The sequence below is a fragment of the Ornithinimicrobium sufpigmenti genome (assembly GCF_004322775.1).
GTDB classification, from domain to species: Bacteria; Actinomycetota; Actinomycetes; order Actinomycetales; family Dermatophilaceae; genus Ornithinicoccus; species Ornithinicoccus sufpigmenti.
In genome coordinates this window covers 2,498,685-2,525,168 of sequence record NZ_CP036403.1, presented here as the reverse complement: position 1 = coordinate 2,525,168, position 26,484 = coordinate 2,498,685, and the positions used below count along the sequence as shown (strand labels likewise).

Annotated in this window: 25 protein-coding genes and 1 other RNA gene; 17 read left to right on the top strand and 9 right to left on the bottom strand. The window is 72.6% G+C overall.

Annotated elements, in window-relative coordinates:
* Positions 1-20: 20 nt before the first annotated feature.
* Positions 21-406, bottom strand: an RNA gene (rnpB, locus tag ESZ52_RS11510) — RNase P RNA component class A.
* A gap of 56 nt (positions 407-462) precedes the next feature.
* On the opposite strand from rnpB, the gene ESZ52_RS11505 reads away from it, so the two are divergent.
* Positions 463-1,557: a VIT1/CCC1 transporter family protein gene (locus ESZ52_RS11505; protein WP_131105052.1), complete on the top strand. Its 1,095-nt coding sequence runs from the start codon at positions 463-465 to the stop codon at positions 1,555-1,557.
* A gap of 63 nt (positions 1,558-1,620) precedes the next feature.
* Here ESZ52_RS11505 and ESZ52_RS11500 read toward each other — a convergent pair whose 3' ends face one another.
* Positions 1,621-2,292 (bottom strand): MBL fold metallo-hydrolase, encoded by a 672-nt coding sequence (locus tag ESZ52_RS11500; protein ID WP_131105051.1) that lies wholly within the window; start codon positions 2,290-2,292, stop codon positions 1,621-1,623.
* A 56-nt stretch (positions 2,293-2,348) separates the two neighbouring features.
* Here ESZ52_RS11500 and ESZ52_RS11495 point away from each other — a divergent pair, with 56 nt between their 5' ends.
* Complete coding sequence (locus ESZ52_RS11495; RefSeq protein WP_131105050.1) at positions 2,349-3,806, top strand: GuaB1 family IMP dehydrogenase-related protein; 1,458 nt, start codon at positions 2,349-2,351, stop codon at positions 3,804-3,806.
* Positions 3,807-3,812: 6 nt separating this feature from the next.
* Here ESZ52_RS11495 and ppgK read toward each other — a convergent pair whose 3' ends face one another.
* Both ppgK and map read right to left on the bottom strand, forming a co-directional pair.
* Positions 3,813-4,571, bottom strand: a complete 759-nt coding sequence (ppgK, locus tag ESZ52_RS11490; RefSeq protein ID WP_131105049.1) for a polyphosphate--glucose phosphotransferase — start codon at positions 4,569-4,571, stop codon at positions 3,813-3,815.
* 101 nt (positions 4,572-4,672) lie between these two features.
* Positions 4,673-5,533 carry a type I methionyl aminopeptidase gene (gene map / locus ESZ52_RS11485; protein WP_131105048.1) on the bottom strand — a complete coding sequence of 287 codons (861 nt, stop codon included), beginning with the start codon at positions 5,531-5,533 and terminating at the stop codon, positions 4,673-4,675.
* A gap of 50 nt (positions 5,534-5,583) precedes the next feature.
* Here map and ESZ52_RS11480 point away from each other — a divergent pair, with 50 nt between their 5' ends.
* On the top strand, positions 5,584-5,817 hold the full coding sequence (locus ESZ52_RS11480) for a methionine aminopeptidase (protein WP_131105047.1): 234 nt from the start codon (positions 5,584-5,586) through the stop codon (positions 5,815-5,817).
* 24 nt (positions 5,818-5,841) lie between these two features.
* Here ESZ52_RS11480 and ESZ52_RS11475 read toward each other — a convergent pair whose 3' ends face one another.
* Together ESZ52_RS11475 and ESZ52_RS11470 are read right to left on the bottom strand one after the other, a co-directional pair.
* A complete protein-coding gene (locus ESZ52_RS11475) occupies positions 5,842-6,843 on the bottom strand; it encodes a TIGR03557 family F420-dependent LLM class oxidoreductase (protein ID WP_131105046.1) in 1,002 nt (333 codons plus the stop codon).
* A 59-nt stretch (positions 6,844-6,902) separates the two neighbouring features.
* The gene (locus ESZ52_RS11470; RefSeq protein ID WP_131105045.1) at positions 6,903-7,337 is read right to left on the bottom strand and encodes a hypothetical protein; all 435 of its coding nucleotides are present in this window, start codon (positions 7,335-7,337) and stop codon (positions 6,903-6,905) included.
* Between the two features lie 208 nt (positions 7,338-7,545).
* On the opposite strand from ESZ52_RS11470, the gene ESZ52_RS11465 reads away from it, so the two are divergent.
* The 6 genes from ESZ52_RS11465 to ESZ52_RS11440 all read left to right on the top strand — a co-directional run bounded on the left by ESZ52_RS11465 (position 7,546) and on the right by ESZ52_RS11440 (position 15,043).
* Positions 7,546-7,908, top strand: a complete 363-nt coding sequence (locus ESZ52_RS11465; RefSeq protein WP_131105044.1) for an MGMT family protein — start codon at positions 7,546-7,548, stop codon at positions 7,906-7,908.
* A 4-nt stretch (positions 7,909-7,912) separates the two neighbouring features.
* Positions 7,913-9,241 carry a glutamine synthetase family protein gene (locus ESZ52_RS11460; RefSeq protein WP_131105043.1) on the top strand — a complete coding sequence of 443 codons (1,329 nt, stop codon included), beginning with the start codon at positions 7,913-7,915 and terminating at the stop codon, positions 9,239-9,241.
* A 101-nt stretch (positions 9,242-9,342) separates the two neighbouring features.
* Positions 9,343-12,846, top strand: coding sequence for a bifunctional [glutamine synthetase] adenylyltransferase/[glutamine synthetase]-adenylyl-L-tyrosine phosphorylase (locus tag ESZ52_RS11455; RefSeq protein WP_202865329.1), 3,504 nt, complete (start codon positions 9,343-9,345; stop codon positions 12,844-12,846).
* Positions 12,847-12,855: 9 nt separating this feature from the next.
* A complete protein-coding gene (locus tag ESZ52_RS19310) occupies positions 12,856-13,485 on the top strand; it encodes a hypothetical protein (protein WP_181009988.1) in 630 nt (209 codons plus the stop codon).
* Positions 13,482-14,201 (top strand): HisA/HisF-related TIM barrel protein, encoded by a 720-nt coding sequence (locus ESZ52_RS11445; protein WP_181009989.1) that lies wholly within the window; start codon positions 13,482-13,484, stop codon positions 14,199-14,201. Before ESZ52_RS19310 ends, ESZ52_RS11445 begins: the two co-directional genes overlap by 4 nt.
* A complete protein-coding gene (locus tag ESZ52_RS11440) occupies positions 14,198-15,043 on the top strand; it encodes an SseB family protein (protein WP_238154544.1) in 846 nt (281 codons plus the stop codon). Before ESZ52_RS11445 ends, ESZ52_RS11440 begins: the two co-directional genes overlap by 4 nt.
* A 250-nt stretch (positions 15,044-15,293) precedes the next feature.
* Here ESZ52_RS11440 and ESZ52_RS11435 read toward each other — a convergent pair whose 3' ends face one another.
* Together ESZ52_RS11435 and ESZ52_RS11430 are read right to left on the bottom strand one after the other, a co-directional pair.
* Positions 15,294-16,880, bottom strand: a complete 1,587-nt coding sequence (locus ESZ52_RS11435) for a catalase (RefSeq protein ID WP_131105041.1) — start codon at positions 16,878-16,880, stop codon at positions 15,294-15,296.
* An 86-nt stretch (positions 16,881-16,966) separates the two neighbouring features.
* Positions 16,967-17,419, bottom strand: coding sequence for a Fur family transcriptional regulator (locus ESZ52_RS11430; protein WP_131105040.1), 453 nt, complete (start codon positions 17,417-17,419; stop codon positions 16,967-16,969).
* Positions 17,420-17,570: 151 nt separating this feature from the next.
* On the opposite strand from ESZ52_RS11430, the gene ESZ52_RS11425 reads away from it, so the two are divergent.
* The 6 genes from ESZ52_RS11425 (at position 17,571) to ESZ52_RS11400 (ending at position 21,702) form a co-directional block, all read left to right on the top strand.
* The gene (locus tag ESZ52_RS11425; RefSeq protein WP_181009990.1) at positions 17,571-18,152 is read left to right on the top strand and encodes a winged helix-turn-helix domain-containing protein; all 582 of its coding nucleotides are present in this window, start codon (positions 17,571-17,573) and stop codon (positions 18,150-18,152) included.
* 270 nt (positions 18,153-18,422) lie between these two features.
* The gene (locus tag ESZ52_RS11420) at positions 18,423-19,112 is read left to right on the top strand and encodes a winged helix-turn-helix domain-containing protein (protein WP_181009991.1); all 690 of its coding nucleotides are present in this window, start codon (positions 18,423-18,425) and stop codon (positions 19,110-19,112) included.
* Between the two features lie 288 nt (positions 19,113-19,400).
* On the top strand, positions 19,401-20,102 hold the full coding sequence (infC, locus tag ESZ52_RS11415; protein WP_131106591.1) for a translation initiation factor IF-3: 702 nt from the start codon (positions 19,401-19,403) through the stop codon (positions 20,100-20,102).
* Between the two features lie 83 nt (positions 20,103-20,185).
* The gene (gene rpmI / locus ESZ52_RS11410; RefSeq protein ID WP_131105037.1) at positions 20,186-20,380 is read left to right on the top strand and encodes a 50S ribosomal protein L35; all 195 of its coding nucleotides are present in this window, start codon (positions 20,186-20,188) and stop codon (positions 20,378-20,380) included.
* A 67-nt stretch (positions 20,381-20,447) separates the two neighbouring features.
* The gene (rplT, locus tag ESZ52_RS11405; RefSeq protein WP_131105036.1) at positions 20,448-20,837 is read left to right on the top strand and encodes a 50S ribosomal protein L20; all 390 of its coding nucleotides are present in this window, start codon (positions 20,448-20,450) and stop codon (positions 20,835-20,837) included.
* 52 nt (positions 20,838-20,889) lie between these two features.
* On the top strand, positions 20,890-21,702 hold the full coding sequence (locus tag ESZ52_RS11400) for a TrmH family RNA methyltransferase (protein WP_131105035.1): 813 nt from the start codon (positions 20,890-20,892) through the stop codon (positions 21,700-21,702).
* Between the two features lie 62 nt (positions 21,703-21,764).
* Here ESZ52_RS11400 and ESZ52_RS11395 read toward each other — a convergent pair whose 3' ends face one another.
* Positions 21,765-22,700 carry a DUF368 domain-containing protein gene (locus tag ESZ52_RS11395; protein WP_131105034.1) on the bottom strand — a complete coding sequence of 312 codons (936 nt, stop codon included), beginning with the start codon at positions 22,698-22,700 and terminating at the stop codon, positions 21,765-21,767.
* 72 nt (positions 22,701-22,772) lie between these two features.
* Between ESZ52_RS11395 and pheS the strand changes: the two genes are divergently transcribed.
* The gene (gene pheS / locus ESZ52_RS11390) at positions 22,773-23,873 is read left to right on the top strand and encodes a phenylalanine--tRNA ligase subunit alpha (protein ID WP_131105033.1); all 1,101 of its coding nucleotides are present in this window, start codon (positions 22,773-22,775) and stop codon (positions 23,871-23,873) included.
* Positions 23,873-26,476, top strand: coding sequence for a phenylalanine--tRNA ligase subunit beta (pheT, locus tag ESZ52_RS11385; RefSeq protein WP_131105032.1), 2,604 nt, complete (start codon positions 23,873-23,875; stop codon positions 26,474-26,476). The genes pheS and pheT overlap by 1 nt, the downstream gene beginning before the upstream one ends.
* The last annotated feature ends 8 nt before the right edge of the window (positions 26,477-26,484 follow it).

The following is a 26,484-nucleotide window of genomic DNA, read 5'->3' as shown; positions in this document are numbered from 1 at the left end:
GGGCACCACGGAGATGGTGGTGGATGAGTCGGCCGGTACGCCGGGTTCTGTCCCTCCGCGCCGTTGCCGGCACTGCGGAGGTGGCGACCATCCATCTCGGGCATGCGTTGCCGCATACCTCCAGCGACCTACCCGTGCGCTCGGGCGGGCAGCCCTCGGGCGCGCACTGTCTGGTCTTGCTCCTGGCGGGGTTTACCGAGCCACGCCGGTCACCCGGCGTGCTGGTGGTCTCTTACACCACCCTTTCACCCTGACCCACCGGCGAACCGGTGGGCGGTCTACTTTCTGTGGCACTGTCCCGCGGGTCACCCCGGGTGGCCGTTAGCCACCACCATGCCCTGTGGAGCCCGGACGTTCCTCGGCGGGACACCCTTACGGGGCCCGACGCGGCCGCCTGGCCGACTCATCCACGACCCGCCAGTCTACCCCGGGCGTCAGGCCGGCGACGTACACTTGACCCACGTGACCACCAGCCACCCCTCGACCGACGACGTCCGCCGCTGGCGACGCCACCTGGCGGACGAACGGGCCAACAGCCGCGTCTTCCGCGACCTGGCGGCCCGACGGCACGGGGAGGAGCGCGACATCCTCAACGCCCTCGCCGAGGCCGAGGAGCGGCACGCGCAGCACTGGGCCACCCTGCTCGGCAACCAGGCCGAGCCCACCCCCCGCGCGACGTTGGGCCACCGGGTCCACGCCTGGCTGGCCCGCCGCTTCGGGATGCTCTTCGTGCTCTCGCTGCTGCAGCGCTCCAAGGCCGGCAACCCCTACGCCCGCGACGCCGACGCCTCCTCCTCGATGGTCGCCGACGAGGCGGTGCACGAGGAGGTGCTGCGCGCCCTGGCTGCCCGCGGCCGGCTGCACCTGTCCGGCACCTTCCGCGCCGCGGTGTTCGGCGCCAACGACGGGCTGGTCTCCAACCTGGCGCTCGTCATGGGGATGGCGGCGGCCGTGGACGACAGCAGCATCGTGCTCACCGCCGGGATGGCCGGCCTGCTGGCCGGGGCCCTGTCCATGGCGGCGGGGGAGTACATCTCAGTGCGGTCCGCCCGCGAGCTGCTCGCCGCCTCGCAACCGTCCCGCGGCACCAGCGCGGCGCTCGGCGGGCTGGACCTGAACACCAACGAGCTCGAGCTCGTCTACCGGGCCCGGGGGATGGACCCCGACCACGCCAGGGCACGTGCCGCCGACGTGCTCGGCCAGATCCAGCTGCGGGGCCTGCCCCCGGCCGATGCGGTACCGGCCGTGGTGAGCGACGCGGACGAGCAGGACGCCGTGCTCAACCCGTGGGGCGCGGCACTGGCCAGCTTCGGCTTCTTCGCCTCCGGCGCCCTCGTCCCCGTGCTGCCCTATCTCATCGGCTTCAGCGGCTACGGCGCCCTGCTGACCTCGCTGCTGCTCGTCGGGGTGGCGCTGCTGGTCACCGGCGGGGTCGTCGGGGTGCTCTCCGGCGCCTCCCCCCTGGCGCGGGGCCTGCGGCAACTGCTCATCGGGTATGGGGCGGCCGCCGCCACCTACCTGCTCGGGCTGGCCTTCGGCGCCAGCGGACTGGGCTGACCGGGGCGGTCCAAGGACGCCCAGACCGCTTCGGCATACCCCCCGAGCAGCGCAGTCAGGGGCTCAGCAGTCGGTGGGCCCCTGGTCCTTGAGGTCCAGGACCTTGACGCCGCCCTCGGCGCCGAAGTCGCCGATGTGCTGCAGGTACATCCCGCGACCGGTGGGGGAGAGCAGCGCGTCGTGGATGGGGATGACCCCCGTGCGCGGCTGGACCCGCCGGACGAACTCGATCGCCTCGGCCACCTTGCCCCACGGCGCGTTGACCGGCACGGCCAGCAGGTCGACCTCCCCGGGCTCGGCGTCGAGCGCGTCCCCGGGGTGGAAGAGCACCGGCTCGCCCTCCGCCCGCGCCACCACGCCGAGGTTGCCGACACGGGGGACGTAGGGGTGGATGAGGGCGTGCTGCTCGCCCACGGGCGTCAGCTCCACCGAGCCGTCGCCCAGGGTGATCCGCTCGCCGCTCGCCATGCGCTCGGTGCGCGTCGCGAGCCCGGCCTCGGTGAGCTGCTCGGCGGTCTGCGGCTCGGCCAGGACGACCGCGCGCGGGTGGTCCTGGAGCAGGCCGGGCAGCCGGTCGGGGTCGTAGTGGTCGCGGTGCAGGTGCGTGATGACCACCGCGGTCAGGTCCGCCAGCCCCGCGTAGGCGGCGTCGGAGAAGTTGCCCGGGTCGATGAGGATGCGCTGGTCAGCGATCTCCAGCAGGAGACAGGCGTGGCCGAGGTGGGTGATCTGCATACCGGGACGGTATCCGGTTCCCGTCGACCGGGCGAGAGCACGTATCGTCGAGGTCCGTGGAGTTCCTCAACGGCATGCGGCCGACGCACGACCTGACCTACAACGACGTCTTCATGGTCCCCTCGCGCTCCGACGTGACCTCGCGGATGGACGTCGACCTGCGCACCTCGGACCGGGTCGGCACCACGATCCCCATCGTCGTGGCCAACATGACGGCCGTCGCCGGGCGCCGGATGGCCGAGACGGTGGCCCGCCGCGGCGGGATCGCGATCCTGCCCCAGGACATCCCGCTGCCCGAGGTGCGGGGCACGATCGAGCGGGTCAAGGCCAGCCACACGGTCTACGAGACCCCGATCGTGATCGGCCGCGACGCGCCCGTGGCGCAGCTGCTCTCGGTGCTGCCCAAGCGGGCCCACCGCGCCGCCGTCGTCATCGAGGACGGGCGGCCCGTCGGTGTTGTCACCGAGACCGACGCGGAGGAGGTCGACCGGTTCGCCGCAGTGGGGGACGTGATGCAGGAGCCGCCTCTGGTGCTGGAGGACGGCGTCGACCTGCGCGAGGCCTTCGACCAGCTCGAGGACGCCCGGGTCCAGCTCGCCCCGGTCGTGGCGGACGGCCGGCTGGCCGGTGTGGTCACACCCACGGGCCTCATCCGCTCGGCGATCTACACCCCGGCGCTGGACGACCGGGGGCGGCTGCGGGTCGGGGCCGCCGTGGGCATCAACGGTGACGTGGCAGGCCGCGCCGCCGAGCTGCTCGCGGCCGGCGCCGACGTGATCGTCGTCGACACCGCCCACGGGCACCAGGACAAGATGCTCGCGGCCCTGCCCCAGGTCACCCGTGAACGGGACCGTCACGAGGCCGAGACCGGGGTCAGGGTGCCGGTCGTCGCCGGCAACGTCGTGTCCCGCTCCGGCGTGGAGGACCTCGTCGACGCCGGGGCCGACATCATCAAGGTCGGCGTCGGCCCTGGGGCGATGTGCACCACCCGGATGATGACCGGCGTGGGTCGGCCGCAGTTCTCGGCGGTGCTGGAGGCGGCCGAGAGCGCCCGGGCGCTCGGTGCGCAAGTGTGGGCCGACGGGGGGGTGAAGTACCCCCGCGACGTCGCCCTGGCGCTGGCGGCCGGTGCGGCCTCGGTGATGATCGGGTCGTGGTTCGCCGGCACCTTCGAGTCGCCGGGAGATCTCGTCCGCGACACCGACGGCCGGCTCTACAAGGAGTCCTTCGGGATGGCCTCGGCGCGGGCGGTGCGCAACCGCACCCGAGAGCTCTCGGCCTTCGACCGCGCCCGCTCGGCCCTGTTCGAGGAGGGCATCTCCTCGGGCCGGATGTTCCTGGACCCCCAGCGTCCCGGTGTCGAGGACCTGCTGGACGCGATCATCTCCGGCGTGCGCTCCGCCTTCACCTACGCCGGCGCCCGCACCATCGGCGAGTTCCACACCGGCGCGGTCGTCGGCATCCAGGGCGCCGCCGGCTACGAGGAAGGCCGGCCACGGCACACCAGCTGGTGAGGCCGCTCAGCCCAGGTGGTGGGCGTGCCAGGCGGCGCCGATGATCCCGGCCTGGTTGCGCAGCTGCGCGGGGACGATCGGTGCCCGCAGGTCCAGCAGCGGCAGGAACTTGTCGGCCCGCTTGGAGACCCCGCCGCCGACGATGATCAGGTCGGGCGAGAACAGCGCCTCCACGACGGAGTAGTAGCGCTGCAGCCGGCCCGCCCACTGCTTCCAGGACAGGCCCTCGCGCTCGCGGGCGCTGCTGGCGGCGCGGGACTCCGCGTCGTGCCCGTCGATCTCCAGGTGGCCCAGCTCGGTGTTCGGCACCAGCGTCCCGTCGACGAACAGCGCCGAGCCGATCCCCGTGCCCAGCGTGGTCACCAGGACGACTCCGCTGACACCCCGTCCGGCGCCGTAGTGCACCTCGGCCTCACCCGCCGCGTCCGCGTCGTTGACCACGTGCACCGGCCGCCCCAGCCGCTGGGTGAAGAGCGCGTCGGCGTCCGTGTCGATCCACGAGTCGTCGATGTTGGCCGCAGAGCGCACGATGCCCTGCTGCACGACGGCCGGCACGGTGATGCCGACCGGGCTGTCGGTGGTCAGCTGGCCCGCGAACTGCTCGGCCACCCACGCGACGGCGTCGGCGACGTCACCGGGTGTCGCACCTTCGGGTGTGTCGACCCGCAGCCGTTCGGCCGTCAGCTGGCCCTCGGCGAGGTCGACCGGGGCACCCTTGATGCCACTGCCGCCGATGTCGATGCCCAGGACCTGCGTGTTCGCCATGCGGCCAAGGGTATGTCGTGGGGCGGGCACCCTGACCCGCGCGTGTCCAGTGGGGCTCTTTGGCGTGTCCGGTCGGGCTCTTTGGCGTGTCCGGTCAGGGGTCAGGGGAGGGTGAGGATCTCCGCGCCGTCCTCGGTGATGAGGATGGTGTGCTCGAACTGGGCCGAGGGGCGGGCGTCCGCGGTGACGACGGTCCAGCCGTCGGCCCACTCCTTCCAGTCCGGGGTACCCAGGTTGAGCATGGGCTCGATGGTGAACGTCATGCCCGGCTCGATCACCGTGTCGTAGGCCGGCGCGGCGTCGTAGTGGGGGATGACCAGACCGGAGTGGAAGGCCTGGCCGACGCCGTGACCGGTGTAGTCGCGGACGACGCCGTAGCCGAAGCGGTCGGCGTAGGCCTCGATGACCCGCCCGATGACGTTGATCTCCCGGCCCGGGCGCGCGGCCCGGATGCCGCGCATCAGCGCCTCCCGGGTGCGCTCGACCAGCAGTCGGGTCTCCTCGGCGACGTCCCCGCACAGGAAGGTCGCGTTGTTGTCGCCGTGCACGCCACCGATGTAGGCGGTGATGTCGATGTTGCAGATGTCGCCGTCCTGCAGCTCCCGGTCATCCGGGATCCCGTGGCAGACCACCTCGTTGACCGAGGTGCACAGCGACTTGGGGAAGCCCCGGTAGCCGAGCGTGGAGGGGTAGGCGCCGTGGTCGAGGAGGAACTCGTGCCCGGCGCGGTCGATCTCGTCGGTGGTGACCCCCGGCCGCACCATGGACCCGCACAGCTCCAGCGCCTGGGCGGCCAGCCGGCCCGCCACCCGCATCGCCTCGATCGTCTCCGCGTCCTTGATCTCCGACCCGGTGAAGGGAGCCGGGGCTGGCCGGTCGACGTACTCGGGACGGGCGATGTGACCGGGCACGGACAGCCGTGGGCTGACGCGCCCGGGGGCAAGCGGGGTGAGGGTGGGCATAGGGTGATTCTAGGTGCCGCCCCCGTACACCCACGACTCCCGGAGGACGTATGCCGTTCTGGTTCAACGTCAGGACTCGCAAGGTCGAGGCCCACGACGACCCCGCTCGCGCGCGGAGCGCGGACCTCATGGGCCCTTACGCCACGGAGGAGGAAGCGGCGACCGCCGTCGAGCGGGCGGCGCAGCGGACCGCCCAGTGGGAGGACGAGGAGCGCCAGGAGGACGAGTGGGCCACCGGCGATGCCGAGCGTCGCCGGTGGGACGCCAACCCGCTGAACGACTGACCTGAGCCCTGTGTCCTGCGCTGCCTAGCGGTGCAGCTTGGGCAGCACCTCGCGCCCGAAGACCTCCAGCCACTGCTGCTGGTTGCGACCCACGTTGTGCAGGTAGACCCGGTCGAAGCCGAGGTCGACGAAGGTCTGGATGTGCGCTCGGTGCACGTCCGGGTCGCTGGAGATGACCATGCGGCCCTCGAAGTCCTCCGGGCGGACGAGCTTGGCCATCTCCGCGAAGTCATGGGGGCTGCGGATGTCGGCCTTCGGGAACTTCATCCCGCCGTTGGGCCACTCCGTCATCGCGTTGGCCAGCGCCTCCTCGTCGGTCTCCGCCCAGGACAGGTGCAGCTGCAGCACCTTGGGCATCGCGTCGGGGTCCTTGCCCGCCTCGCGGGCCCCCTCGGCGAACTTGCCGAACAGCATCTCGATCTTGCCGTGCGGGGCGCCGACGGTGATGATGCCGTCCGCCAGCCGACCGGTGCGCTTGGCGTTCACCGGCCCCGCGGTGGCGACCAGGATCGGGGGCGCCTGCTCCGGCATCGTCCACAGCCGGGTCGTCTCCATGGTGAAGAACTCGCCGGACCACTTGGAGTCCTTGCCCTCCGCGGACCTGGTGAACAGCTGGCTCATCAGCTCGACGGCCTCGAACAGCCGGCGCGACCGTTCACCCGCCTCGGGCCAGTACCCGCCGAGGACGTGCTCGTTGAGCGCCTCGCCAGCGCCGACGCCCAGCCAGGTCCGCCCGGGGTACATCGCCTCCAGGGTGGCCGCCGCCTGCGCGACGACCGCCGGGTGCCAGCGGAAGCTCGGGCACACCACGCCGGGTCCGAGGTCACCGGACGTACGTTCCCCCACCGCGGTCAGGACGTTCCAGACGAACGCCGACTGTCCCTGCGCCGGCACCCACGGTGCGAAGTGGTCGGCGGCCATGCAGCCGGAGAACCCGTGCTCCTCCGCACTCGCCGTCAGCGCCACCGCCTCCCGGGGGTGAAACTGCTCCAGCATCGCCGCATACCCGACCGTCAGCCCGCTCATGGGCACGAGCCTAGCCAGCCGGTGCCGACACGACCTCGACGCGTCGGGACCCCCGGGGCTCAGGCGTCCTGGTTGGAGGTCTCCTGAGCATCGGGGTCGCCGGCGGAGACCAGGATCCGCTCGGCCAGCGTCTCCTCCAGCCCCTCCACGAGGAGATAGGTCAACCCTGCCACGAGGGGTGCCCCCGCCCAGGCGACCACGCCGGAGGTGACCTCTGCCACGCCCCACCCGGCCGCCAGGGCCACGAGCACGGAGACGATGTTGAGACTGGTGCCCAGGGTCAGCGTCTGCGTCGCGTGCTGCGGCATGGGGCGACGGAAGCCGCGGGACAGCACGCCCTCGAGCAGGGTGAAGGACGCGACCGCCCCTGCCGCATAGCTGAAGATCTGCAGGGGCTGGGGTGAGCCCTGGGTCACCTGCAGGATGGCGAAGGTCACGGTGACCAGGATCGAGAACCCGAAGGTCGTGCTCTCCCGGCCTACGGTGCTGCGCATGGAGCGCAGGAGAGCGCTGCCGTCCTCGGTGGACCTTCCTGCTTCGTTCATGGCACCCTCCCGACTGGTCGACTCTCCGGCGGCCTGCACACTGCCACACCCACGAGGACACGGCGCGGCCGAACCCCCTCGGACAGCACGGCCCTGTCCGCACCCGGCCGCCAGCCGCGTGCGTGGCTCGGGCCACGACCCTCGGTAGGTTGCCTTCGTGGACGAGGTGCTGGTCGAGCGGGTGCTGCGGGCCGTGGAGCAGGTGCCCGCGGGCCGGGTGGTGTCCTACGGCGATCTCGGCGCGCTCGTCGGCACCGGGCCCCGGCACGTCGGGCGGATCCTGCGTGAGTGGGGCTCGGGGGTGCCGTGGTGGCGTGTCACCCGCCGGGACGGGACGGTGTATGCCGCGCTGCTCGCCCGGGCGCGGGAGCACTGGCACCAGGAGGGGATCGCGCTCGCGGCCTCCGGGACGGGCTGCCGGTTCCAGTCTCATCACGCGGATCTGGAGCAGCTCGCCCGTGACTACGGTCGGGCCACGGCCGACCTGCCCGCCCCGGCCGGACCCGATACGGCAGGATGAGGCCATGAACCGCCAGCAGGAGTATGTCCTTCGCACGATCGAGGAGCGGGACATCCGCTTCGTCCGGCTCTGGTTCACCGACATCCTGGGCACCCTGAAGTCCGTGGCGGTCGCCCCGGCGGAGCTGGAGCAGGCGTTCACCGAGGGGATCGGCCTGGACGGGAGCGTCATCGAGGGCTTCACCCGGGTCTACGAGGCCGACATGATCGTCCAACCCGACGCCGACACCTTCCAGGTGCTGCCGTGGCGGGGGCACACGGCCCGGATGTTCTGCGACATCCACATGCCGGACGGCACTCCGGCGGCGACCGACTCGCGGCACATCCTGCGGCGCGCGCTCGCGGCGGCAGGCGAGGACGGCTACACCTTCTACACCCACCCGGAGATCGAGTTCTACCTGTTCAAGGAGCCCTACGACCGCGCGGTCGGGCCGGTGCCGGTGGACCAGGCGGGCTACTTCGACCACGTCGCCCGCGGCGACGGCCACGACTTCCGCCGCGCGGCGATCGAGATGCTGGAGCAGATCGGCATCTCGGTCGAGTTCAGCCACCACGAGGGCGGCCCCGGGCAGCAGGAGATCGACCTGCGCTACGCCGACGCCCTGTCGATGGCCGACAACATCATGACCTTCCGCACCGTCGTGCGGGAGGTGGCGCTGCAGGAGAAGGCGTTCGCCACCTTCATGCCGAAGCCGCTCGCGCTGCACCCAGGTTCGGGCATGCATACCCACGTCTCGCTGTTCGAGGGCGACAGCAACGCCTTCTACGAGCCGGGGGCCGACTACGAGCTGTCCCAGACCGGTCGCCAGTTCATGGCGGGGGTGCTGGCCCACAGCCGGGAGATCTGCGCGGTCACCAACCAGTGGGTGAACTCCTACAAGCGGCTCTGGGGCGGCGGCGAGGCCCCGGCCTACGTCTGCTGGGGCCACAACAACCGCTCGGCCCTGCTGCGCGTGCCGATGTACTCGATCGGCAAGGGGCACTCCAAGCGAATCGAGGTGCGTTCCCTGGACTCCGCCTGCAACCCCTACCTCACCTTCGCCATGGTCCTCTCGGCCGGGCTGCGCGGGATCCGCGACGGCTACGACCTGCCGCCCGAGGCCGAGGACGACGTGTGGGCGCTCACCGACGCCGAGCGTCGCGCGATGGGCATCGACCCCCTGCCGCAGAGCCTGGGCGAGGCGGTCGCGATCATGGAGGACTCCGAGCTGGCTGCCGAGGTGCTGGGCGAGCAGGTCTTCGACTTCTACCTGCGCAACAAGTGGCAGGAGTGGGGCGACTACCGCTCGCAGGTGACGCAGTTCGAGCTGGACCGCTACCTGCTGCACCTGTGAGCCCAGCCGTGAGCTCAGCGGTGTGCCCACCTGCGGACCCGCCCGTGGACGCACTTCTGCACCCTGCGGTGAGCGGATCGTGAACCGACGATGAGCCGGCGATGAACCCTGCGACGCACGACCCGACGGCCCGGCGCCCCCGCGGTGGCAGGGACCGGGTCGACCCGGACCAGGTCGGGCAGGCGGTCCTGGCCCGGGCCGGTTTCAGTGACGCCCGGCGGGCGGCGACCCTGCTCACCGAGGTCGTTTATCGTCTGCAGGCTGAGCAGTCTGCGCCTGGCGCCGAGGGGCTGCTCGCAGCCCAGCTCGCGAGCGAGCTGGGCTCGACCGCGGACCCCGACGGGGCCCTGCTGGGCCTGGTCCGCCTGCTCGACCCCCGCAGCACCGGGGCCGACGGCGACCGCTGCGACGAGCACGTCCGACCCGTGGTCCTCGCGGAGGGGCCGGGACGTGGCCGGCTGCTGGCCCTGCTGGGCGGGTCGGTCGCGCTCGGCGAGCACCTGCTGCGCCACCCCGCGCACGTCGTCGACGTCGCCGAACCGTTGGCCCCCGAGGCCCGGGACGTCGTCGCGGCGGTGGAGGGTCTGCGGGGGGACACGCCCGAGGGTCCGGACGCGCTGCGGGTCGCCTACCGGCGCCAGCTGCTGCGCATCGCCTGCGCCGACCTGACCAGCGAGGACCCGGTGGCCCTCATGCCGGCCGTGTCCGGCGCCCTGGCCGACCTGGCCTCGGCCGCCCTGCAGGGTGCGGTGCTGCTGGCCAGGGCCGAGACCCCAGGGGAGGAGGGGGTCGACTTCACGGTCATCGGGATGGGCAAGACCGGCGGCCGGGAGCTGAACTACATCAGCGACGTCGACGTGATCTTCCTCGCCGCCCCCCGGCAGGGCACCACCGAGGAGGAGGCCACCCGGGTCGGGACCAGCCTGGCCAGCGCGGTGATGCGCATCTGTGGGCAGTCCACCGAGGAGGGCACCCTCTGGCAGGTGGATGCCGCGCTGCGGCCCGAGGGGCAGCAGGGGCCGCTCATCCGCACGCTGCGCTCGCACAAGGAGTACTACGAGCGGTGGGCCAAGACCTGGGAGTTCCAGGCCTTGCTCAAGGCCCGGGTGGTCGCCGGTGATCCCGGTCCCGGCAAGGCCTGGCTGGAGATGGTCACGCCGCTCATCTGGGAGGCCGCCGGGCGGGAGAACTTCGTCGACGACGTCCAGGCGATGCGCAGACGCGTCGAGCACCACGTGAAGAAGCAGGAGGCCGACCGGCAGCTCAAGCTGGGCCCGGGCGGGCTGCGCGACATCGAGTTCAGCGTCCAGCTCCTGCAGCTGGTGCACGGGCGCACCGACGAGCGCCTGCGCTCCGGCAGCACGCTGGAGGCCCTCCGGGCCCTCACTGACGGGGGGTATGTCGGCCGGGACGACCTCAAGGTGCTCGATCCGGCATACCGGCTGTTGCGCACCCTGGAGCACCGCGTGCAGCTGCACCGGATGCGCCGTACCCACCTGATGCCCACCGCTGAGGCTGACCTGCGCCGCCTCGGCCGCTCGCTCGGGGAGCGGGGTGACGCCGACCGCGCCGTGCTCAAGAGGTGGCGCTCGGTCCAGCGGGACGTGCGCCGGCTCCACGAGCGCCTCTTCTACCGGCCGCTGCTGTCCGCCGTGGCTCGGCTGTCCACGGACGAGGCCAGGCTGTCGCCGGAGGCCGCCCGGGCGCGTCTGGCGGCCCTGGGCTTCCGCGACCCGGCGGGCGCCATGCAGCATCTCGTCGCCCTCACCGAGGGGGTCAGCCGGCGGGCGACCATCCAGCGCCACCTGCTGCCGGTCATGCTGTCCTGGTTCGCCGACGGCGCCGATCCTGACGCGGGGCTGCTCGCCTTCCGGCGGATCAGCGACAAGCTGGGCACGACCCACTGGTACCTCGGCATGCTGCGCGACGAGGGGACCGCCGCCCAGCGCCTGGCCCGGGTCCTCTCCTCGAGCCGGTATGCCGTGGACCTGCTCATCCGCAGTCCCGAGACGGTCGCGCTGCTCGGGGACGAGGGAGCTTTCGTCCCCCCCGACAAGGACACCGTGCTGGCGCGGATGACGACGGCCGCCAGGCGCCGCGCCACGCCGGAGGAGGCCTTCGCCGCGGTTCGCTCGGTGCGGGCACGTGAGCTGGTGCGGATCGTCCTGGGCGACGTCACGGCCGGCTGGGACGGGCAGAGGGTGCGAGCCGCGCTCAGCGACCTCACGGAGGCCTACCTCGACGTCGCCCTGGAGGTGGCCCAGCGCGGGGTGCTGGAGCGCAGGGCGGAAGACCCGGCGACGAGGTTGCTGGTGGTGGGGATGGGTCGGCTGGGGGGCAGGGAGGTCGGTTACGCCAGCGACGCCGACGTGCTGTTCGTGCACGACCCGCTGCCCGGTGCGGACCCTGAGGTGGCCGCCGCCCAGGCGACCGAGATCTTCACCGGCCTGCGCCAGGGTCTGGCCGGCGCCGGCCCCGACCCTGTGCTGGAGCTGGACGCCAGCCTGCGCCCGGAGGGCAAGAGCGGCCCGATCGTGCGCAGCCTGGAGGGGTACCGCAGCTACTACGAGCGCTGGTCGGCCGGGTGGGAGTCCCAGGCTCTGCTGCGCGCCCGGCCGGTGGCCGGTGACAGCGAGCTGGGGGAGCGTTTCGTCGAGCTCATCCAGCCGCTGCGCTGGCCCGAGGACGGCATCAGCCAGGCCGCGGTGCGGGAGATCCGCAAGCTCAAGGCCCGGATGGAGGCCGAGCGGCTGCCCCGCGGCGCGGACCCTCGGACCCATCTGAAGCTGGGCCTGGGCGGGCTCTCCGACGTGGAGTGGGTCATCCAGCTCTTCCAGCTCCAGCACGCCCACGCCCACGCGGGGCTGCGCACGACCGGCACGGTGGAGGCGCTGGAGGCGGCGGCCGAGGCGGGGCTGATGTCGCGGCGGGACGCCGACCAGCTGCTCACCGCCTGGCGGATGGCCTCCCAGCTGCGGGACGCGGGCATCGTGTGGCGGGGGCGCGCGGTGGACAGCGTGCCCAGCGACGCGCGCGACGCGGAAGGCATGGCCCGGGTGATGCTGCACGAGGCGGGCCGGGGCGCTGAGCTGGCGCAGGACTGGCGCCGCGCGGCGCGGCGCTCACGGGTCGTCGTCGAACGGCTCTTCTACGGCGACCGGCCGCCCAGGACCGGCGCCTTCGCCGAGCCGGGGACCCACCAGCCCCTGCCGCGCAGGTTCGGTGCGACAGGACCGGCTGATGCCCGCGGTGGCCAGGGCGGGTTCGGTCGCCCGCGGACCCCGCCGGGCCGTCCTCGCTCGCCCTCCTTCGGCACCGACGCCTTCGGCCGCCCCCGCCGACCCGGACCGACGACCCGTCGTCCGGGGGTGGAGAACCCGCTGGCGTCCGACGCCCATCCGGACCGTGACCGGGACCGTGATCAGGACCCCGCCCAAGACACCACCAGAGACACCACCAGAGACACCGCCAGAGACACCGCCAGAGACACCGCCAGAGACACCGGCCGGGACGCCGGCCGTGGCACCGGCCAGCAGACCCACGAGGCGCGCGGCCGCGACGCCGACCGGCGCGGCCGTCCGGGAGGGGACAAGGACGATCCGTAGGATGGCCGAGTGACCCGCTCCGACCCCTCGCAGGCCGCCCTCGTCCTGGCAGCCGGCCCCCGGCGCGAGGTCGACGCCTGGGTCGCTGGCGGCGTGGTCCCGGTCACCGTGGCGCCTCTGGAGGGCTGGATCGGGGTGGTGGCCCGCGGGCGGGCGCGTACCGGTGAGCCCTACCACGACGGGCCCCTGATGCTGGCCGCGCGAGCCCTCGGCCCCAAGGCGGGCCCGGGGCTGGGGTTCTTTGAGATCGATGGTCGTGCGGTCATCACGGCGCACCCTGCGGGCCGGCGCAAGCTGCTCCGCTGGGTGGTGTGGGAGCCGGACGTGGGTCTGTTGCGGCCCCCCGGCCTGGAGCTGGCCGGCCCCGCCGAGGTGGTGTCCCTGGCAGGAGCCGCTCCGCGCGTCCGCGACGAGCTGGTCGAGCTGCTGCACGAGACCCGGGTGCGACCCGCACGCATGCTGATGGCCGTGATGGCCACCCTGGGTCTGCCCGGCACCCGCCTCCTCGAGGACCCTGGCCACGTCGACTCCCTGCCCGGTGCGACCGACCACGAGCCGGACCGACGCGAGGTCGGGTGGTTCGAGGACGCGGTCCGCGACTCGGTCCGGCTGCGGCGCGAGCTCGGTGGTCTGCCGTGACCGCCGCTGCACCGCTGACCCTGCTGCCCGCGGTGGACGTCGCGGCCGGCCGGGCCGCCCAGGTGGTCGACGGCGGGACCGACGACCCCTTCCGCGTGGCGATGGGCTGGGTCGAACGGGGCGCGCAGTGGATCCACCTGGTGGACCTCGACCGGGCCTTCGGGCGTGGGGACAACGCGGACCTGCTCGAGGAGCTGGTCACCCGCCTCCCCGTGCCGGTGCAGCTCTCCGGCGGCCTGGGCACCGCGGCGAGCATCGAGTGGGCCGCAGGCACGCAGGCCGCACGGCTCGTGCTGGCCAGCTCGACGTTGGGTGACGCGGACCTGCTGGTGAGTGCGGTCGAGCGGCACGGCAGGGACCGGGTCGTGGCCGCGGTCGACGTGCGACAGGGCCGGGTCGTCAGTCGGGGGACCGGGCTCGACCTGGGCCCGGTCCACGAGGTCCTCCCTGGCCACCCGGTGCTGGGGCTGACGTCCCGCATGCTCGTGGCCGACGCTGCCCGGGACGGGTCGCGCCAGGGCAGCGACGTCACCCTGTTCGCCGAGATCGCCGCGCTGGGGCAGACCGAGGTGACCGCCTCCGGCGGGGTCGCGAAGCTCGCCGACCTGCGCGCCCTGCGGGCCCTGACCGGCCAGGGGGTCACCGAGGCGGTCCTGGGGGCCGCGCTCTACCACGACGAGTTCACCCTGGAACAGGCCCTGGAGGTATGCCGATGACCCACCCGAGCAGCGACGGCCCGCACCCGGGCATGGCCGGCGTGCACCAGGGCGGTGACGACCAGCAGCAGGGCGCCGACGGGCCGCACCGCTTCACCGGGCACGACCCGGCGGCCGGTCATGACACCGCTGGGGTCCCGTGGGCCGGGCGCACCCTCACCGGGACCGGCTTCGACGACGACACCGGCGCCGCCGACGCCCGGCTGGCGCAGCTGTTGGCGAGCCCGGACACCGAGCGCGACGAGGAGGAGCTGGTCGCCGCGGCGGCGCGGGCCCGCCTCATCGTCCCGATCGTGGCGGTCCCGAGCGAGATCGACGAGTCCTCCGGGATCCCGGTCGACGCGGTGAGCGACATGGCCTCGGTGACGCTGGTCGCCCCGGACGGTCAGCGTGCGCTGCCCGCCTTCACCTCGACCGCTGCACTGGCCGCGTGGAACGCCGAGGCCAGGCCCGTGCCGGTCACCGCCCAGCGGGCTGCGCTGGCGGCGGTCCAGGAGGGGTGTGACGTCATCCCCGTCGACCTGCCGGCCCCGCCCGGCCCCGCGGCATACACCCTGCGCCCGTCCATGGTGTGGGCCCTGGCGATGGGCCGGGACTGGGTGCCTGCCCACCGGGATCCTGCCGTCGCCGCCGCGGTGGCGGGGGCGGTGGCGGACGAGCCGGCCGTCCTGGGCCACGAGCTCGGCGGCGGGCCGGGGGGCCAGCTGCAGGTTCGCCTCAGACTGGCGCCGGGCCTGACCCAGACGCAGGTGCAGACGCTGGTGACCGGCATCGGGGAGCGGCTGGCGGAGGACCAGGACACCCGCACCCGCATCGACGCCCTCGCCTTCCGCCTCGGCTGACCAGCCCACCGACAGGACACGCCAGAAGGCCCGACAGGACACGCCAGACGGCCCGACAGAACACGTGACCGAGACGTTCTGCGTGTCCTGTGGCGACGTATCGCGTGTCCTGTGGCGACGTCTGGCGTGTCCTGTGCGGGGAACACCGCAGACGCCGCCGGCCGGGTCGCACGAGGCGACCCGGCCGGCGGTGATCAGCTGCGGACGGTCAGCTGCGGACGGTCAGCTGTGGACCATCAGCCGTGGGTGGTCAGCGCACGCCCACGTAGGCGTCGCCCGGCTCCTCCTTGAGGGAGGGGAACTCGTCCGCCGGCTCATCCAGACCGGGGTAGTGGTCGGTGCCCGCGTTGGCCTGGGCGGCCTGCTGGATGCGGTTGCCGATCTCCTGGTCGACGTTGCGCCAGTACTCGAAGACCCGCGCGCGGATCTCCGGCTGGACGTCGCCCATCGCGCCGGCGACGGTCTGCACGAGGCGCTCGCGCTGGGCGTCGTCGAAGACCTCCCGCACCAGGGTGCCGGCCTGACCGAAGTCGTCGTCGTCCTCACGCAGCTGGTAGGCCTGCCGGACGAGCGCGCCGTCGGCCTCCCAGCCGTTCTCCACCGGGCCCTCCTGGTCCGACCAGGGCCGGCCGTAGGAGTTGGTGACGTAGGTGGGCTGGCTGCCCGAGTGCAGGTAGGCCATCGGACCGTCGAACTGGTAGGCGTTGACCTGGACCTTCGGCTGGTTCACCGGCAGGTGGGTGAAGTTGGCGCCGATCCGGTGCCGCTGGGCGTCCGGGTAGGAGAAGGTGCGGGCCAGCAGCATCTTGTCCGGGGACACGCCCGTGCCGGGGACCGTGTTGGACGGGCTGAACGCGGCCTGCTCGATCTGGGCGAACCAGTTCTGCGGGTTGCGGTTCAGCGTCAGCTTGCCGACCTTGTGCAGCGGGTAGTCCGCGTGCGGCCAGACCTTGGTCAGGTCGAAGGGGTTGAACCGGTAGGTCTTGGCCTCCTCGTAGGGCATGACCTGCACGGAGAGGGTCCAGCTGGGGAAGTCCCCGCGCTCGATGGCGTCGAAGAGGTCGCGACGGTGGATGTCGGCGTCCTGGCCGGCCAGCTGCTCGGCCTCCTCGTTGGTCATGTTCTCCACCCCCTGGTCGCTGTGCCAGTGGTACTTGACCCAGAACCGCTCGCCCGCCTCGTTGACCCACATGTAAGTGTGCGAGGAGTAGCCGTTCATGTGGCGCCAGGTCTTGGGCAGACCACGGTCACCCATGAGGTAGGTCACCTGGTGCGCGGACTCCGGGTTGTGCGTCCAGAAGTCCCACTGCATGTTCGCCGAGCGCAGGCCGCTGTCGGGCAGGCGGCGCTGGGAACGGATGAAGTTGGGGAACTTCATCGGGTCGCGGACGAAGAAGACCGGGGTGTTGTTCCCGACGATGTCGAGGTTGCCCTCATCGGTGTAGAGACGGACCGCGAAGCCCCGGACGTCACGCCAGGTGTCGGGTGAGCCCTGCTCGCCCGCGACCGTGGAGAACCGCAGGAGGGTCTCGGCAGAGGCGCCCTGCTGGAAGATGCCCGCCTTGGTCCAGGCGGAGACGTCCTCGGTGGTCTCGTAGACGCCGAACGCGCCCGAGCCCTTGGCGTGCGGCAGACGCTCCGGCACCTTCTCCCGGTCGAAGGAGGCCAGGGCCTCGATCAGCGAGACGTCGTGCAGGAGCAGCGGGCCGTCTGACCCGACCGACAGGCTGTTGCGGTCAGACTCGTTGGGCGCGCCGTTGCTGTGGGTGGAGCCAATGAGGGGGGCACCCTGCCCACTGTGCTCGGCGTTGACGTAGCCGTGCTGGATATCGGTCATGCTTCTCCTTCGATCTCTTCGGGAACGCTTCGTTGCTTGGTGGTGCGTGGGTCGCGCCAGGGCGCGGCCGGCCCCGCTCGGGACGGTCAGGCGGGGGTATCCAGTGCGGTCGCTGGACGGTCCTCGCGGCAGGCAGGGCAGGTGCCCCAGTAGATGATCTCGGCCTCGTCCACCTCAAAACCGAGCGCGGCGGCGGCCGCCGGATCCAGGCAGGGCCGTTCACCCACCGCGCACGGGACGTCGACGATCGCCTCGCAGCTGCGGCACACCACGTGGTGGTGGTTGTCGCCGTCGTCGATCTCGAACCGGGCCACCGAGTGGGCCGGCTGGATCCGGCGCAGCAGGCCCGCGTCGGTGAGCGTGCCGAGCACGTCGTACACGCCCTGCACCGACACTCCCCGGGCTCGTTCCCGGGTCAGGGTCAGCACCGTGGCGGCATCGGCGTGCGGGTGCTGCTGCACCGTCTGCAGGACCTCCAGACGGGCATTCGTCACGCGCAGACCGGCCTCTCGGAGGGCGGCGGCGGGTGATGCGGACATAGGTACAGTCTCTCAGATAATCTTGAATCATTCAAGTTTCTCGAAGGCCGGCTCGGTGGTGGACGGCGTCGGACCAGTGCCCTAGGGTGCGGCGTGCGAGGTGTGGATGGTAGGCCGTGCCCGTCCGGCATGAGGGGGGAGGCTGTCTCCGGTGACGTCTGATCCCACGGACGGTCCGTGCACGTTCCCTACAGCACTGGTCCTGGTCGCCTCGCGGCACCTCGCTGAGTCCTTGCGCCGGGTACAGGAGAGCGGATGGACCGGCCCGGTGGTCGTGGTGGGGGACGCGGGCGAGGCGACCGAGCTGGCCCGCCGCCTTCGGCCGGGACTGACCCGCCCCGAGCCGCAGCCCGGCCCCTCCGGGCCAGGGCCGCAGCCAGGCCCCGCCGCCGCGGACCGGCAGCAGCTGCCGTCCACCCCAGCACCGAGACGTCAGTCGGCTCGCCTCGAGCTGATCCTGGACCCGGACCGGCAGCTGGTCGCCAGCGGTGGTCGACAGGTGCACCTGACGCCGTTGGAGTACGCCGTGCTCCACGCGCTGGTCGCCCAGCCGCGCCAGGTCCGCCGGTACGCCGAGCTCACCGAGGAGGTCTGGGGGACCGGGCACGTGGGTGACACCGCCCAGGTCCACTCGGTGGTCAAACGGGTCCGGCGCAAGCTGGACGAGATCGGCAGCCCGGTGCAGGTGCAGGTGGTTCACGGGGTCGGCTTCCGCGCGGTGCGCAGGTCGTGACCGCCCCCGCTGCGCCGTCACATCGGCTCAGCGGTCACGATCAGGTCAAGGGCGGGTAAGGACTTGGTCAAGAGCCTTGTGGCCCAGCTCCGGCACCCCTAGGTTCGAAGCAGCTGCACCGGCAAGCGTATGGGTGATGCGCAGGTCACGGCCTCGGGAGGTACTTCGACAATGGTGGCGCACGCGGGTCCGCGGGGCGACCAGGTAGGGGTGCCGGTGACGCCCCAGGAACCGCCGGCCGAGGTTGCCCTCATCGTCATCCTGTCACCGATGACGGTCGCGCACGTCGGCCAGCTCGCCCAGGCGGGGTGGGACGGTCCGGTGCTCGCTGTCGGCTCGGTCGAGGAGGCCCGGGCCCTGCTCGACAGCGCACAGCCCAGCGCACGGCCCGCGGCACCGCGCGGTGCGCCACCCCCTACGCGACACTCCTCCGGGGCCGCCGCGCACGAAGAGGCCTCGCACACGGCATACCCGCCGCCTGGGCCGCCCAAGGCCCAGCTCTCGCCCGCACCCGACCCGCCCGCCCGCCCGAGCGGGCTGCTCCTCGACCCTGACCGGCGCCGGGTGGTGCACGACGGGCGCGAGCGCACCCTCACCCCGTTGGAGTTCGGGGTGCTCGAGGTGCTCATGCAGCGCGCTGGTCAGGTCCAGCGCTTCGCCGAGCTGACCCGGCTGGTGTGGGGCACCGCCTTCACGGGGGACTCGGGACACCTGCACGCGGTGGTGCGCCGGCTGCGGCGCAAGCTCGGAGGAGTGCGGGCCCCGGTCGAGCTGGTGGCAGTCCGGGGAGTGGGGTTCCGGCTCAGCGGGGTGGCCGTCGTCGACGACCCGCGCAGGGAGTCCATGGAGGCATCGGCCGGTTCGCGGACCAGGGCACGGAACGAGCCCGTCACCGGGCCGCCCGGCGAGCCCGCCGCAGCGGGCGACCGGCCCCGGCTCGAGGCCGTCGTCGCGCCCTGAGCGTGCCGCAGGTCCTACCGGCGTCTGCTAGGATGGTGGATCGACCAGTTGGGTGCTCAGCGCACCCGACGTGCAAGAGGGGCCACGCCCCCACCCGCGACGACCTCAGGGTCGCCGGGTTCACGGTCCGGACCTGACCGCCCTGTGCGGACGGGCCCGCGGCGAGCAGGCCGTCGTGCACTCCACGACCACCCGAGCTCGTGGACCGTCGAGGCCTCTTGCGCACCCTGTGCCAGGAGGCCTTCCTGGTGTCCGGGGTCCTGTTCGACACGACGAAGGAGCACGCACATCAGCGAACCTCGCATCAACGACCGCATCCGGGTGCCGGAAGTGCGGTTGGTGGGCCCCAACGGGGAACAGGTCGGCATCGTGCGCGTCGAGGACGCGCTGCGACTGGCGGCCGAGGCCGACCTCGACCTGGTCGAGGTTGCCCCTCAGGCGCGTCCGCCGGTCGCCAAGCTCATGGACTTCGGCAAGTTCAAGTACGAAGCCGCCATGAAGGCCCGGGAGTCCCGGAAGAACCAGATCAACACGATCATCAAGGAGATCAAGCTCCGCCCGAAGATCGACAAGCACGACTACGAGACCAAGAAGGGTCACGTCGTGCGGTTCCTCAAGGGTGGCGACAAGGTCAAGGTGACGATCATGTTCCGCGGCCGCGAGCAGTCGCGTCCCGAGCTGGGCTTCCGGCTGCTGCAGCGCCTGGCCGAGGATGTCGCCGAGCTGGGCTTCGTGGAGAGCCAGCCCAAGCAGGACGGGCGCAACATGGTGATGGTCCTGGGGCCGAGCAAGAAGAAGACCGCGGTCCGCCAGGAAAAGATCCAGGAGAAGAACCAGGAGAAGAAGCGGGACGCCGAGGGCGACGCGCAGGAGGGCTCGGGGAACTCGTCCGACGCCGCCGCGCAGAACGCTTCCGACACCGCTTCCGACGCCGCTGCCGATACCAGCGCCGATACCAGCGCGCAGGCCCCGGAGACCACGGACGCCTGAGGCCGCGGGCACCGCCCCAGCCTCACCCCATACCCCTGTTCACGCCCGCACGTCCGCGGCGCAACGACGAAGGAGACCGGCTCATGCCGAAGATGAAGACCCACAGCGGTGCCAAGAAGCGCTTCCGCGTGACGGGCAAGGGCAAGATCATGCACCAGCGTGCGCGCCACGTGCACAAGTTCCAGGAGCGCCGCGCCTCGCAGGCCCGCCGCCTGGTCAACGACAAGGAGATCGCGCCCAGCGATGTCCGCCGGGTGAAGAAGATGCTCGGCCTCTGAGAGGCCCGGCTCACCACACCCCGTTTTTTCCTTCTTTCCCCGAAGAACCTAGTCAAGGAGTACTCACGTGGCACGCGTGAAGAGGGCGGTCAACGCCCACAAGAAGCGCCGGGTCGTCCTGGAGCGCGCCAGCGGTTACCGCGGCCAGCGCAGCCGGCTCTACCGCAAGGCCAAGGAGCAGGTCACCCACTCGCTGGTCTACAGCTACAACGACCGCCGCAAGCGCAAGGGTGACTTCCGTCGCCTCTGGATCCAGCGGATCAACGCCGGCGCCCGCGCCAACGGCATGACCTACAACCGGTTCATCCAGGGCCTGAAGGCCGCCGGTGTCGAGGTCGACCGCCGCATGCTCGCCGAGCTCGCGGTGCACGACGAGGCCGCCTTCGCCGCGCTGGTCGAGCTGGCCCGCGAGAACGTCCCGGCCACCGAGGACGCCCAGGCCGGCTCCGCGGCCTGAGCCGCGCCGCCGCCAGAGCCATCCCGGCCCTTTCCGCCCGACGCCCCGGCGCATGACCGACCGACCCACGTTGCTGAGCAACGCTCGCAGCGAGCGGGTCCGGCAGGTCGCCGCGCTGGGGCGTCGTGCTGCCCGGGAGCGCACGGGCCGGTTCCTGGTGGAGGGACCGCAGGCGGTGCGCGAGCTGTTGCGGTATGCCGCGATGCACGCCCAGGCGCTGTACCTCACCGAGGCGGCGGGGGAGCGGCATCCCGAGCTGGTGTCCGAGGCCGCATCGGCGGAGGTGCCGCTGTGGTGGTGCACCGAGGCCGTCCTCGCGGCGATGGCCGACACCGGCACCCCGCAGGGCGTGGTGGCGGTCGCGCAGAAGGTCGACGTGCCGCTGACACAGGCGCTGGACGCGGTGGGGGACTCCGGCTTCGTCGTCGTCCTCACCCACGTCCGTGACCCCGGCAACGCCGGCACCGTGCTGCGGGGAGCCGACGCCTTCGGTGCCGCCGCGGTGCTGGTCAGCGACGCGTCGGTCGATGTCTACAACCCCAAGGTCGTCCGCGCCACGGTCGGCTCCCTGTTCCACCTGCCCGTGTCCGTGGGGGCGCCCGTGCCCGAGCTGCTCGGGGCGTGCCGGGAGCGGGGGATCCGGCTGCTGGCCGCCGACGGTTCTGGGGAGACCGCCCTGCCCGACGTCGACCTGACCGGGCCGCACGCCTGGGTGATGGGCAACGAGGCCTGGGGCCTGGAGCCGGACGTGCTCGCCCTGTGCGACGCGGCGGTCTCCATCCCCATCCAGCGCGCGGAGTCGCTCAACCTGGCGATGGCGGCCACCGTGTGCCTGCACGCCTCGGGGAGCGTGCGGACCAACTGACGTCGGGCCGTCGATGTGCGCGCGCCCCCGGAGGTGCTGGGCCGGCGAGAGGCTCCAGCCTGCTAGTGCCGTGACTCGCCGGCGTGCTCGGCCTCCGCGACCTCCTCAGCGTCCTCCACCGCCTGCTGGTGCTCCTCGCCCCGGCGGCCCAGCCAGGCCAGGCCGAGCACCACGCCGACCCCCACGAAGAACAGCCCCACAGGTAGGCCGAGGTCGCCGCTGGGGGCCAGCAGCGTCCGGTCGTCGTCCTGCCAGGGCCACAGGGCACGCACCGCGCCGGCGATGATGCCGGTCACCACCACCAGGGTGAGCACGTGGTGCTTCTCCAGCAGGTGCTGCAGGACCCGGACGAAGAGGGAGAGCCCCACCACCATCCCCGCGCCGAACACCGCGATGTAGACCCACTGCCGCTCGTTGAGCGCGGTGATGGTGGGCGTGTACAGGCCGAGGGTCAGCAACAGGAAGGACCCGGAGAGCCCGGGCAGGGCGAGCGCGCACACCGCGACAGCGGCCGCGAGAAAGACCAGCACGAGGTGGGTGGGCACCTGCTGGGGCGGGACGCCGACGAGGAGGAAGACCACCGCCGCGACCACGGCGGCCAGGCCCACGCGCGGCCAGGTCCACGCCGGCCCGACCATTCCCGCCGGCACGGTGATGGCGGCCAGGCTCATGCCCAGGAAGAGGGCGAAGGTCGGGACCGGATGGTTCTCCACCAGCGGGCCGAGGACCCTGGCCCCGATGATCACCGCGGGGATCATGCCGAGCAGGACGGGGATGACGACGTCCCAGCGGACCTGCGCGAACTCCCGGCGTGCCGCCTCGCGGTCGCTGAGCAGCAGGCGGGCCGACCCGACGAAGTGCCCGGCGGAGGTGATCAGCCGTTCGTAGACCCCGACGATGAGGGCGACCGTGCCGCCGCTGATGCCGGGGACCACCTCGGACAGGCCGATCGCCGCCCCGCGGGCAGCGTGCAGCAACGAGGTCAGGGGGGAGGGCATGCGCCAAGGCTACGGTCTGGCCCGCCCAAACCCCCTCGTGGACACGGGAGCGGCATACATAGACTTGCGCAGGTGTCCGGTCCCAACACCAACTACGACCCCGTCGAGGTCGCTGCCCTCGCGCCGGAGGCGATCGAGGCCAACGTCGCCGACGCCCTGCGCGCCATCGCCGCCTCCAGCTCCCTGGAGGAGCTCAAGGCCGCCCGCCTGGCGCACGCCGGCGAACGCTCACCGCTGGCCCTGGCCAACCGCGAGATCGGTGCCCTGCCGCCCAGCGCCAAGGCCGACGCCGGCAAGCGCGTGGGCCAGGCCCGCGGACGGGTGAACCACGCCCTGGCCGCCCGGCAGGCGCAGCTGGAGGCGGAGCGGGACGAGCGGATCCTCGTCGAGGAGGCCATGGACCTCACCCTGGCACCGGCGCGCCGGCCCCTGGGCCGCCGCCACGTGCTGACCGTCACCGCCGAGCGGATGGCCGACGCGATGGTCGGCATGGGCTGGGAGATCGCCGAGGGCCCGGGGGTGGAGGCCGAGTGGTTCAACTTCGACGCCCTCAACTTCGACAAGGACCACCCGGCCCGGCAGATGCAGGACACCTTCTTCGTCGACCCGGCCGACGCCGGGCTGGTGCTGCGCACCCATACCTCCCCGGTCCAGGCCCGCAGCCTGCTCGAGCGCGGCGCGCCGCTCTACGTCGCCGTGCCCGGCAAGACCTTCCGCACCGACGAGCTGGACGCCACCCACACGCCGGTCTTCCACCAGATGGAGGGGCTGGCGATCGACGAGGGCCTCACCATGGCCCACCTCAAGGGGACCCTGGACCGGCTCGCCGAGGCGATGTTCGGCCCGGGGATCGTCAGCCGGCTGCGGCCCGCCTTCTTCCCCTTCACCGAGCCGAGCGCGGAGATGGACTTCCAGTGCTTCGTCTGCCGCGGCGAGGCCACCACCCCGCCCTGCCGCACGTGCGGCGGCACCGGCTGGATCGAGTGGGGCGGGTGCGGCATGGTCCACCACAACGTCCTGCGCGCCTGCGGCATCGACCCGGAGCGCTACCAGGGCTTCGCCTTCGGGATGGGCGTGGAGCGGACCGCGATGTTCCGCCACGGCATCACCGACATGCGTGAGCTGATCGAGGGAGACGTGCGCTTCAACGCGCAGTTCGGGATGGAGATCTGATGCGGGTTCCGGTCGACTGGCTGGGCGAGTACGTCGAGCTGCCCCAGGACGTGAGCGGCGCGCAGATCGCCGCCGACCTCGTCGCGATGGGCCTGGAGGAGGAGGGTCTGCACACCAGCGGCGTGGGCGGCCCCCTCGTGGTGGGCCGCGTGCTGGAGAAGCACGGTGAGCGGCAGAAGAACGGCAAGCTGATCAACTGGTGCCAGGTCGACGTCGGCGAGCACGGCCAGCGCCTGGAGGACGGCACCCCGCAGGGCATCGTCTGCGGCGCCGACAACTTCGAGGTCGGCGACCTGGTCGCGGTCATCCTGCCCGGCGGCGTGCTACCGACCCCGCAGGGCCCGATGACCATCTCGGCGCGCAAGACCTACGGGCACGTGTCCGCCGGGATGATCTGCTCGGCGCGCGAGCTGGGCCTGGGTGACGACCACGACGGGATCATCGTGCTGCCCCGGCTGCTCGGCGAGGACCGGGTCGCCGAGCTGGACCTGCAGCCCGGTGACGACCTCATCCCGGTCCTCGGTCTGGACCGCGAGGTCGTCGAGGTCAACGTCACCCCCGACCGCGGCTACTGCTTCTCGATGCGGGGCATCGCCCGCGAGTACTCCCACGCGACCGGCGCGGCATTCAGGGATCCTGCCGACCCGGCCGACGCGGTTCAGCTGCCCGTGGACCCCGCGACCCAGGAGGGGCCTGCCGGGCCTGCCGGGTATGCCGTCCACCTGCGGGACGAGGCGCCGCTGGACGGCGTCCCCGGGTGCGACCGCTACGTCGCGCGGGTCGTGCGTGGGATCGACCTGACCCGGACGACGCCCGAGTGGATGGCCCGTCGGCTGACCGAGGCCGGCATGCGCCCTCTCGGGCTCGCCGTGGACGTGACCAACTACGTCATGCTGGCGCTCGGCCAGCCGCTGCACGCCTTCGACCTGGCTACCCTGGACGGACCGATCGTCGTGCGCCGGGCCCGGGCAGGGGAGCGGCTGAAGACCCTCGACGACGTGGACCGCACCCTCGACCCGGAGGACCTGCTCATCACCTGCGGCCCCGACGGGGAGCGCATCCTGGCCCTGGCCGGCGTCATGGGCGGTGAGGACGGCGAGGTCACCCCGGGGCAGACGACCGAGGTCCTCATCGAGTCCGCGCACTTCGACCACCGCACCGTGGCCCGGACCTCGCGGCGGCACAAGCTGTCCAGCGAGGCGGCCAAGCGCTTCGAGCGCGGGGTGGACCCGGCGGTGGCGGCCGCGGCCGCCCAGCTGGCGGTCGACCTGCTCGTCGAGCACGGGGGCGGCAGCGCCGACCCCGCGATCACCGACATGCGGGACGAGCGGCTGCAGACCACGATGCCGCCGATCGACCTGGACCTCACGATGCCCACCGCCTACGTCGGGGTGGACTACCCCCAGGAGCGGGTCGTGCACCTCCTGGAGACGATCGGCTGCGAGGTGAGCGGGCCCGACGAGGCAGGACGGGTCACCGTGGTGCCGCCGACCTGGCGCTCCGACCTCACCGACGCCCCCTCCCTGGTAGAGGAGGTCGCCCGCATCGACGGCTACGACAAGATCCCGTCGGTCGTGCCCCGCGCGGTCGGCGGGCGGGGCCTGACCCACGCCCAGCGATCCCGACGTGCGGTGGCGCAGGCGCTGGCCGGCCAGGGCCTGCACGAGGTGCTCACCTACCCGTTCGTCAGCCGGGAGCGGTTCGACGCGCTGGGCCTCCCGACGGAGGACCCCCGGCGGGCGGCGCTGCGGCTGGCCAACCCGCTGTCCGACGAGGCGCCGCTGATGCGCACCGAGCTGCTGCAGACCCTGCCGGACACCTTGCGACGCAACATCTCCCGCGGCTCCCGGGACGTCGCCCTGTTCGAGATCGACACGGTCACCCTGCCCGACCACACGGCCCAGGCCCCGGTGCCGGACGTCGGCGCCCGCCCCTCCGACGAGGTGCTCGAGGCCATCCGGGACGCGGTCCCGGCGCAGCCGCTGCACGTCGCGGTCGTCGCGGCGGGCCAGGCCGAGCGCGGCGGCTGGTGGGGCCCGGGCCGAGCCCTGGACGTCACCGACGTCGTGGGCTGGGCGCACGCGGTCGCCGACACCCTCGGCGTCCCCGTGCAGCGGGTGCAGACCGAGCGCGCGCCCTTCCACCCGGGACGGTGCGTGCAGCTGACCCTGGCCGACGGCACCTCCGTCGGGTGGGCGGGCGAGCTGCACCCGAAGGTGCTGCAGCGCCTCGGCCTGCCGGAGCGGACCTGTGCGGCCGAGCTCGACCTGGAGGTGCTCATCACCGCCAGCGAGCGGCCCGGACAGGCGGGTCCGCTGTCCTCGCACCCGGTCGCCGGGTCGGACGTCGCGCTGGTGGTGCCCCGCACGGTCTCCTACGCCGACGTCCAGGCGTCGCTGCGTGCGGGCGCGGGTGACTTGCTGGAGAGCATCGCGCTCTTCGACGTCTACGTCGGGGACCAGATCGAGGACGACCAGCAGTCGTTGGCCTTCCGGATGCACTTCCGGGCACCGGACCGGACGCTGACCACCGAGGAGGTCAACGCCGCTCGCGACGCGGCCGTCGCCCGGGCGGCGCGGGAGCACGGCGCGGTCCAGCGCTGAGGAGCCGT

Excerpts from the sequence above, each read along its gene's own strand:
- ESZ52_RS11480 (WP_131105047.1), top strand. The coding sequence starts at position 5,584 with ATGCCGTTCTGGTTCAACGTCAGGACTCGCAAGGTCGAGGCCCACGAC.
- ESZ52_RS11470 (WP_131105045.1), bottom strand. The coding sequence starts at position 7,337 with ATGCGCAGCACCGTAGGCCGGGAGAGCACGACCTTCGGGTTCTCGATC.
- ppgK (WP_131105049.1), bottom strand. The coding sequence starts at position 4,571 with ATGGCGAACACGCAGGTCCTGGGCATCGACATCGGCGGCAGTGGCATC.
- rpmI (WP_131105037.1), top strand. The coding sequence starts at position 20,186 with ATGCCGAAGATGAAGACCCACAGCGGTGCCAAGAAGCGCTTCCGCGTG.
- ESZ52_RS11435 (WP_131105041.1), bottom strand. The coding sequence starts at position 16,880 with ATGACCGATATCCAGCACGGCTACGTCAACGCCGAGCACAGTGGGCAG.
- ESZ52_RS11420 (WP_181009991.1), top strand. The coding sequence starts at position 18,423 with ATGACGGTCGCGCACGTCGGCCAGCTCGCCCAGGCGGGGTGGGACGGT.
- ESZ52_RS11455 (WP_202865329.1), top strand. The coding sequence starts at position 9,343 with ATGAACCCTGCGACGCACGACCCGACGGCCCGGCGCCCCCGCGGTGGC.
- map (WP_131105048.1), bottom strand. The coding sequence starts at position 5,533 with ATGCCCACCCTCACCCCGCTTGCCCCCGGGCGCGTCAGCCCACGGCTG.
- ESZ52_RS11430 (WP_131105040.1), bottom strand. The coding sequence starts at position 17,419 with ATGTCCGCATCACCCGCCGCCGCCCTCCGAGAGGCCGGTCTGCGCGTG.
- pheT (WP_131105032.1), top strand. The coding sequence starts at position 23,873 with ATGCGGGTTCCGGTCGACTGGCTGGGCGAGTACGTCGAGCTGCCCCAG.
- ESZ52_RS11500 (WP_131105051.1), bottom strand. The coding sequence starts at position 2,292 with ATGCAGATCACCCACCTCGGCCACGCCTGTCTCCTGCTGGAGATCGCT.
- ESZ52_RS11440 (WP_238154544.1), top strand. The coding sequence starts at position 14,198 with ATGACCCACCCGAGCAGCGACGGCCCGCACCCGGGCATGGCCGGCGTG.
- ESZ52_RS11460 (WP_131105043.1), top strand. The coding sequence starts at position 7,913 with ATGAACCGCCAGCAGGAGTATGTCCTTCGCACGATCGAGGAGCGGGAC.
- ESZ52_RS11400 (WP_131105035.1), top strand. The coding sequence starts at position 20,890 with ATGACCGACCGACCCACGTTGCTGAGCAACGCTCGCAGCGAGCGGGTC.
- ESZ52_RS11395 (WP_131105034.1), bottom strand. The coding sequence starts at position 22,700 with ATGCCCTCCCCCCTGACCTCGTTGCTGCACGCTGCCCGCGGGGCGGCG.
- ESZ52_RS11475 (WP_131105046.1), bottom strand. The coding sequence starts at position 6,843 with ATGAGCGGGCTGACGGTCGGGTATGCGGCGATGCTGGAGCAGTTTCAC.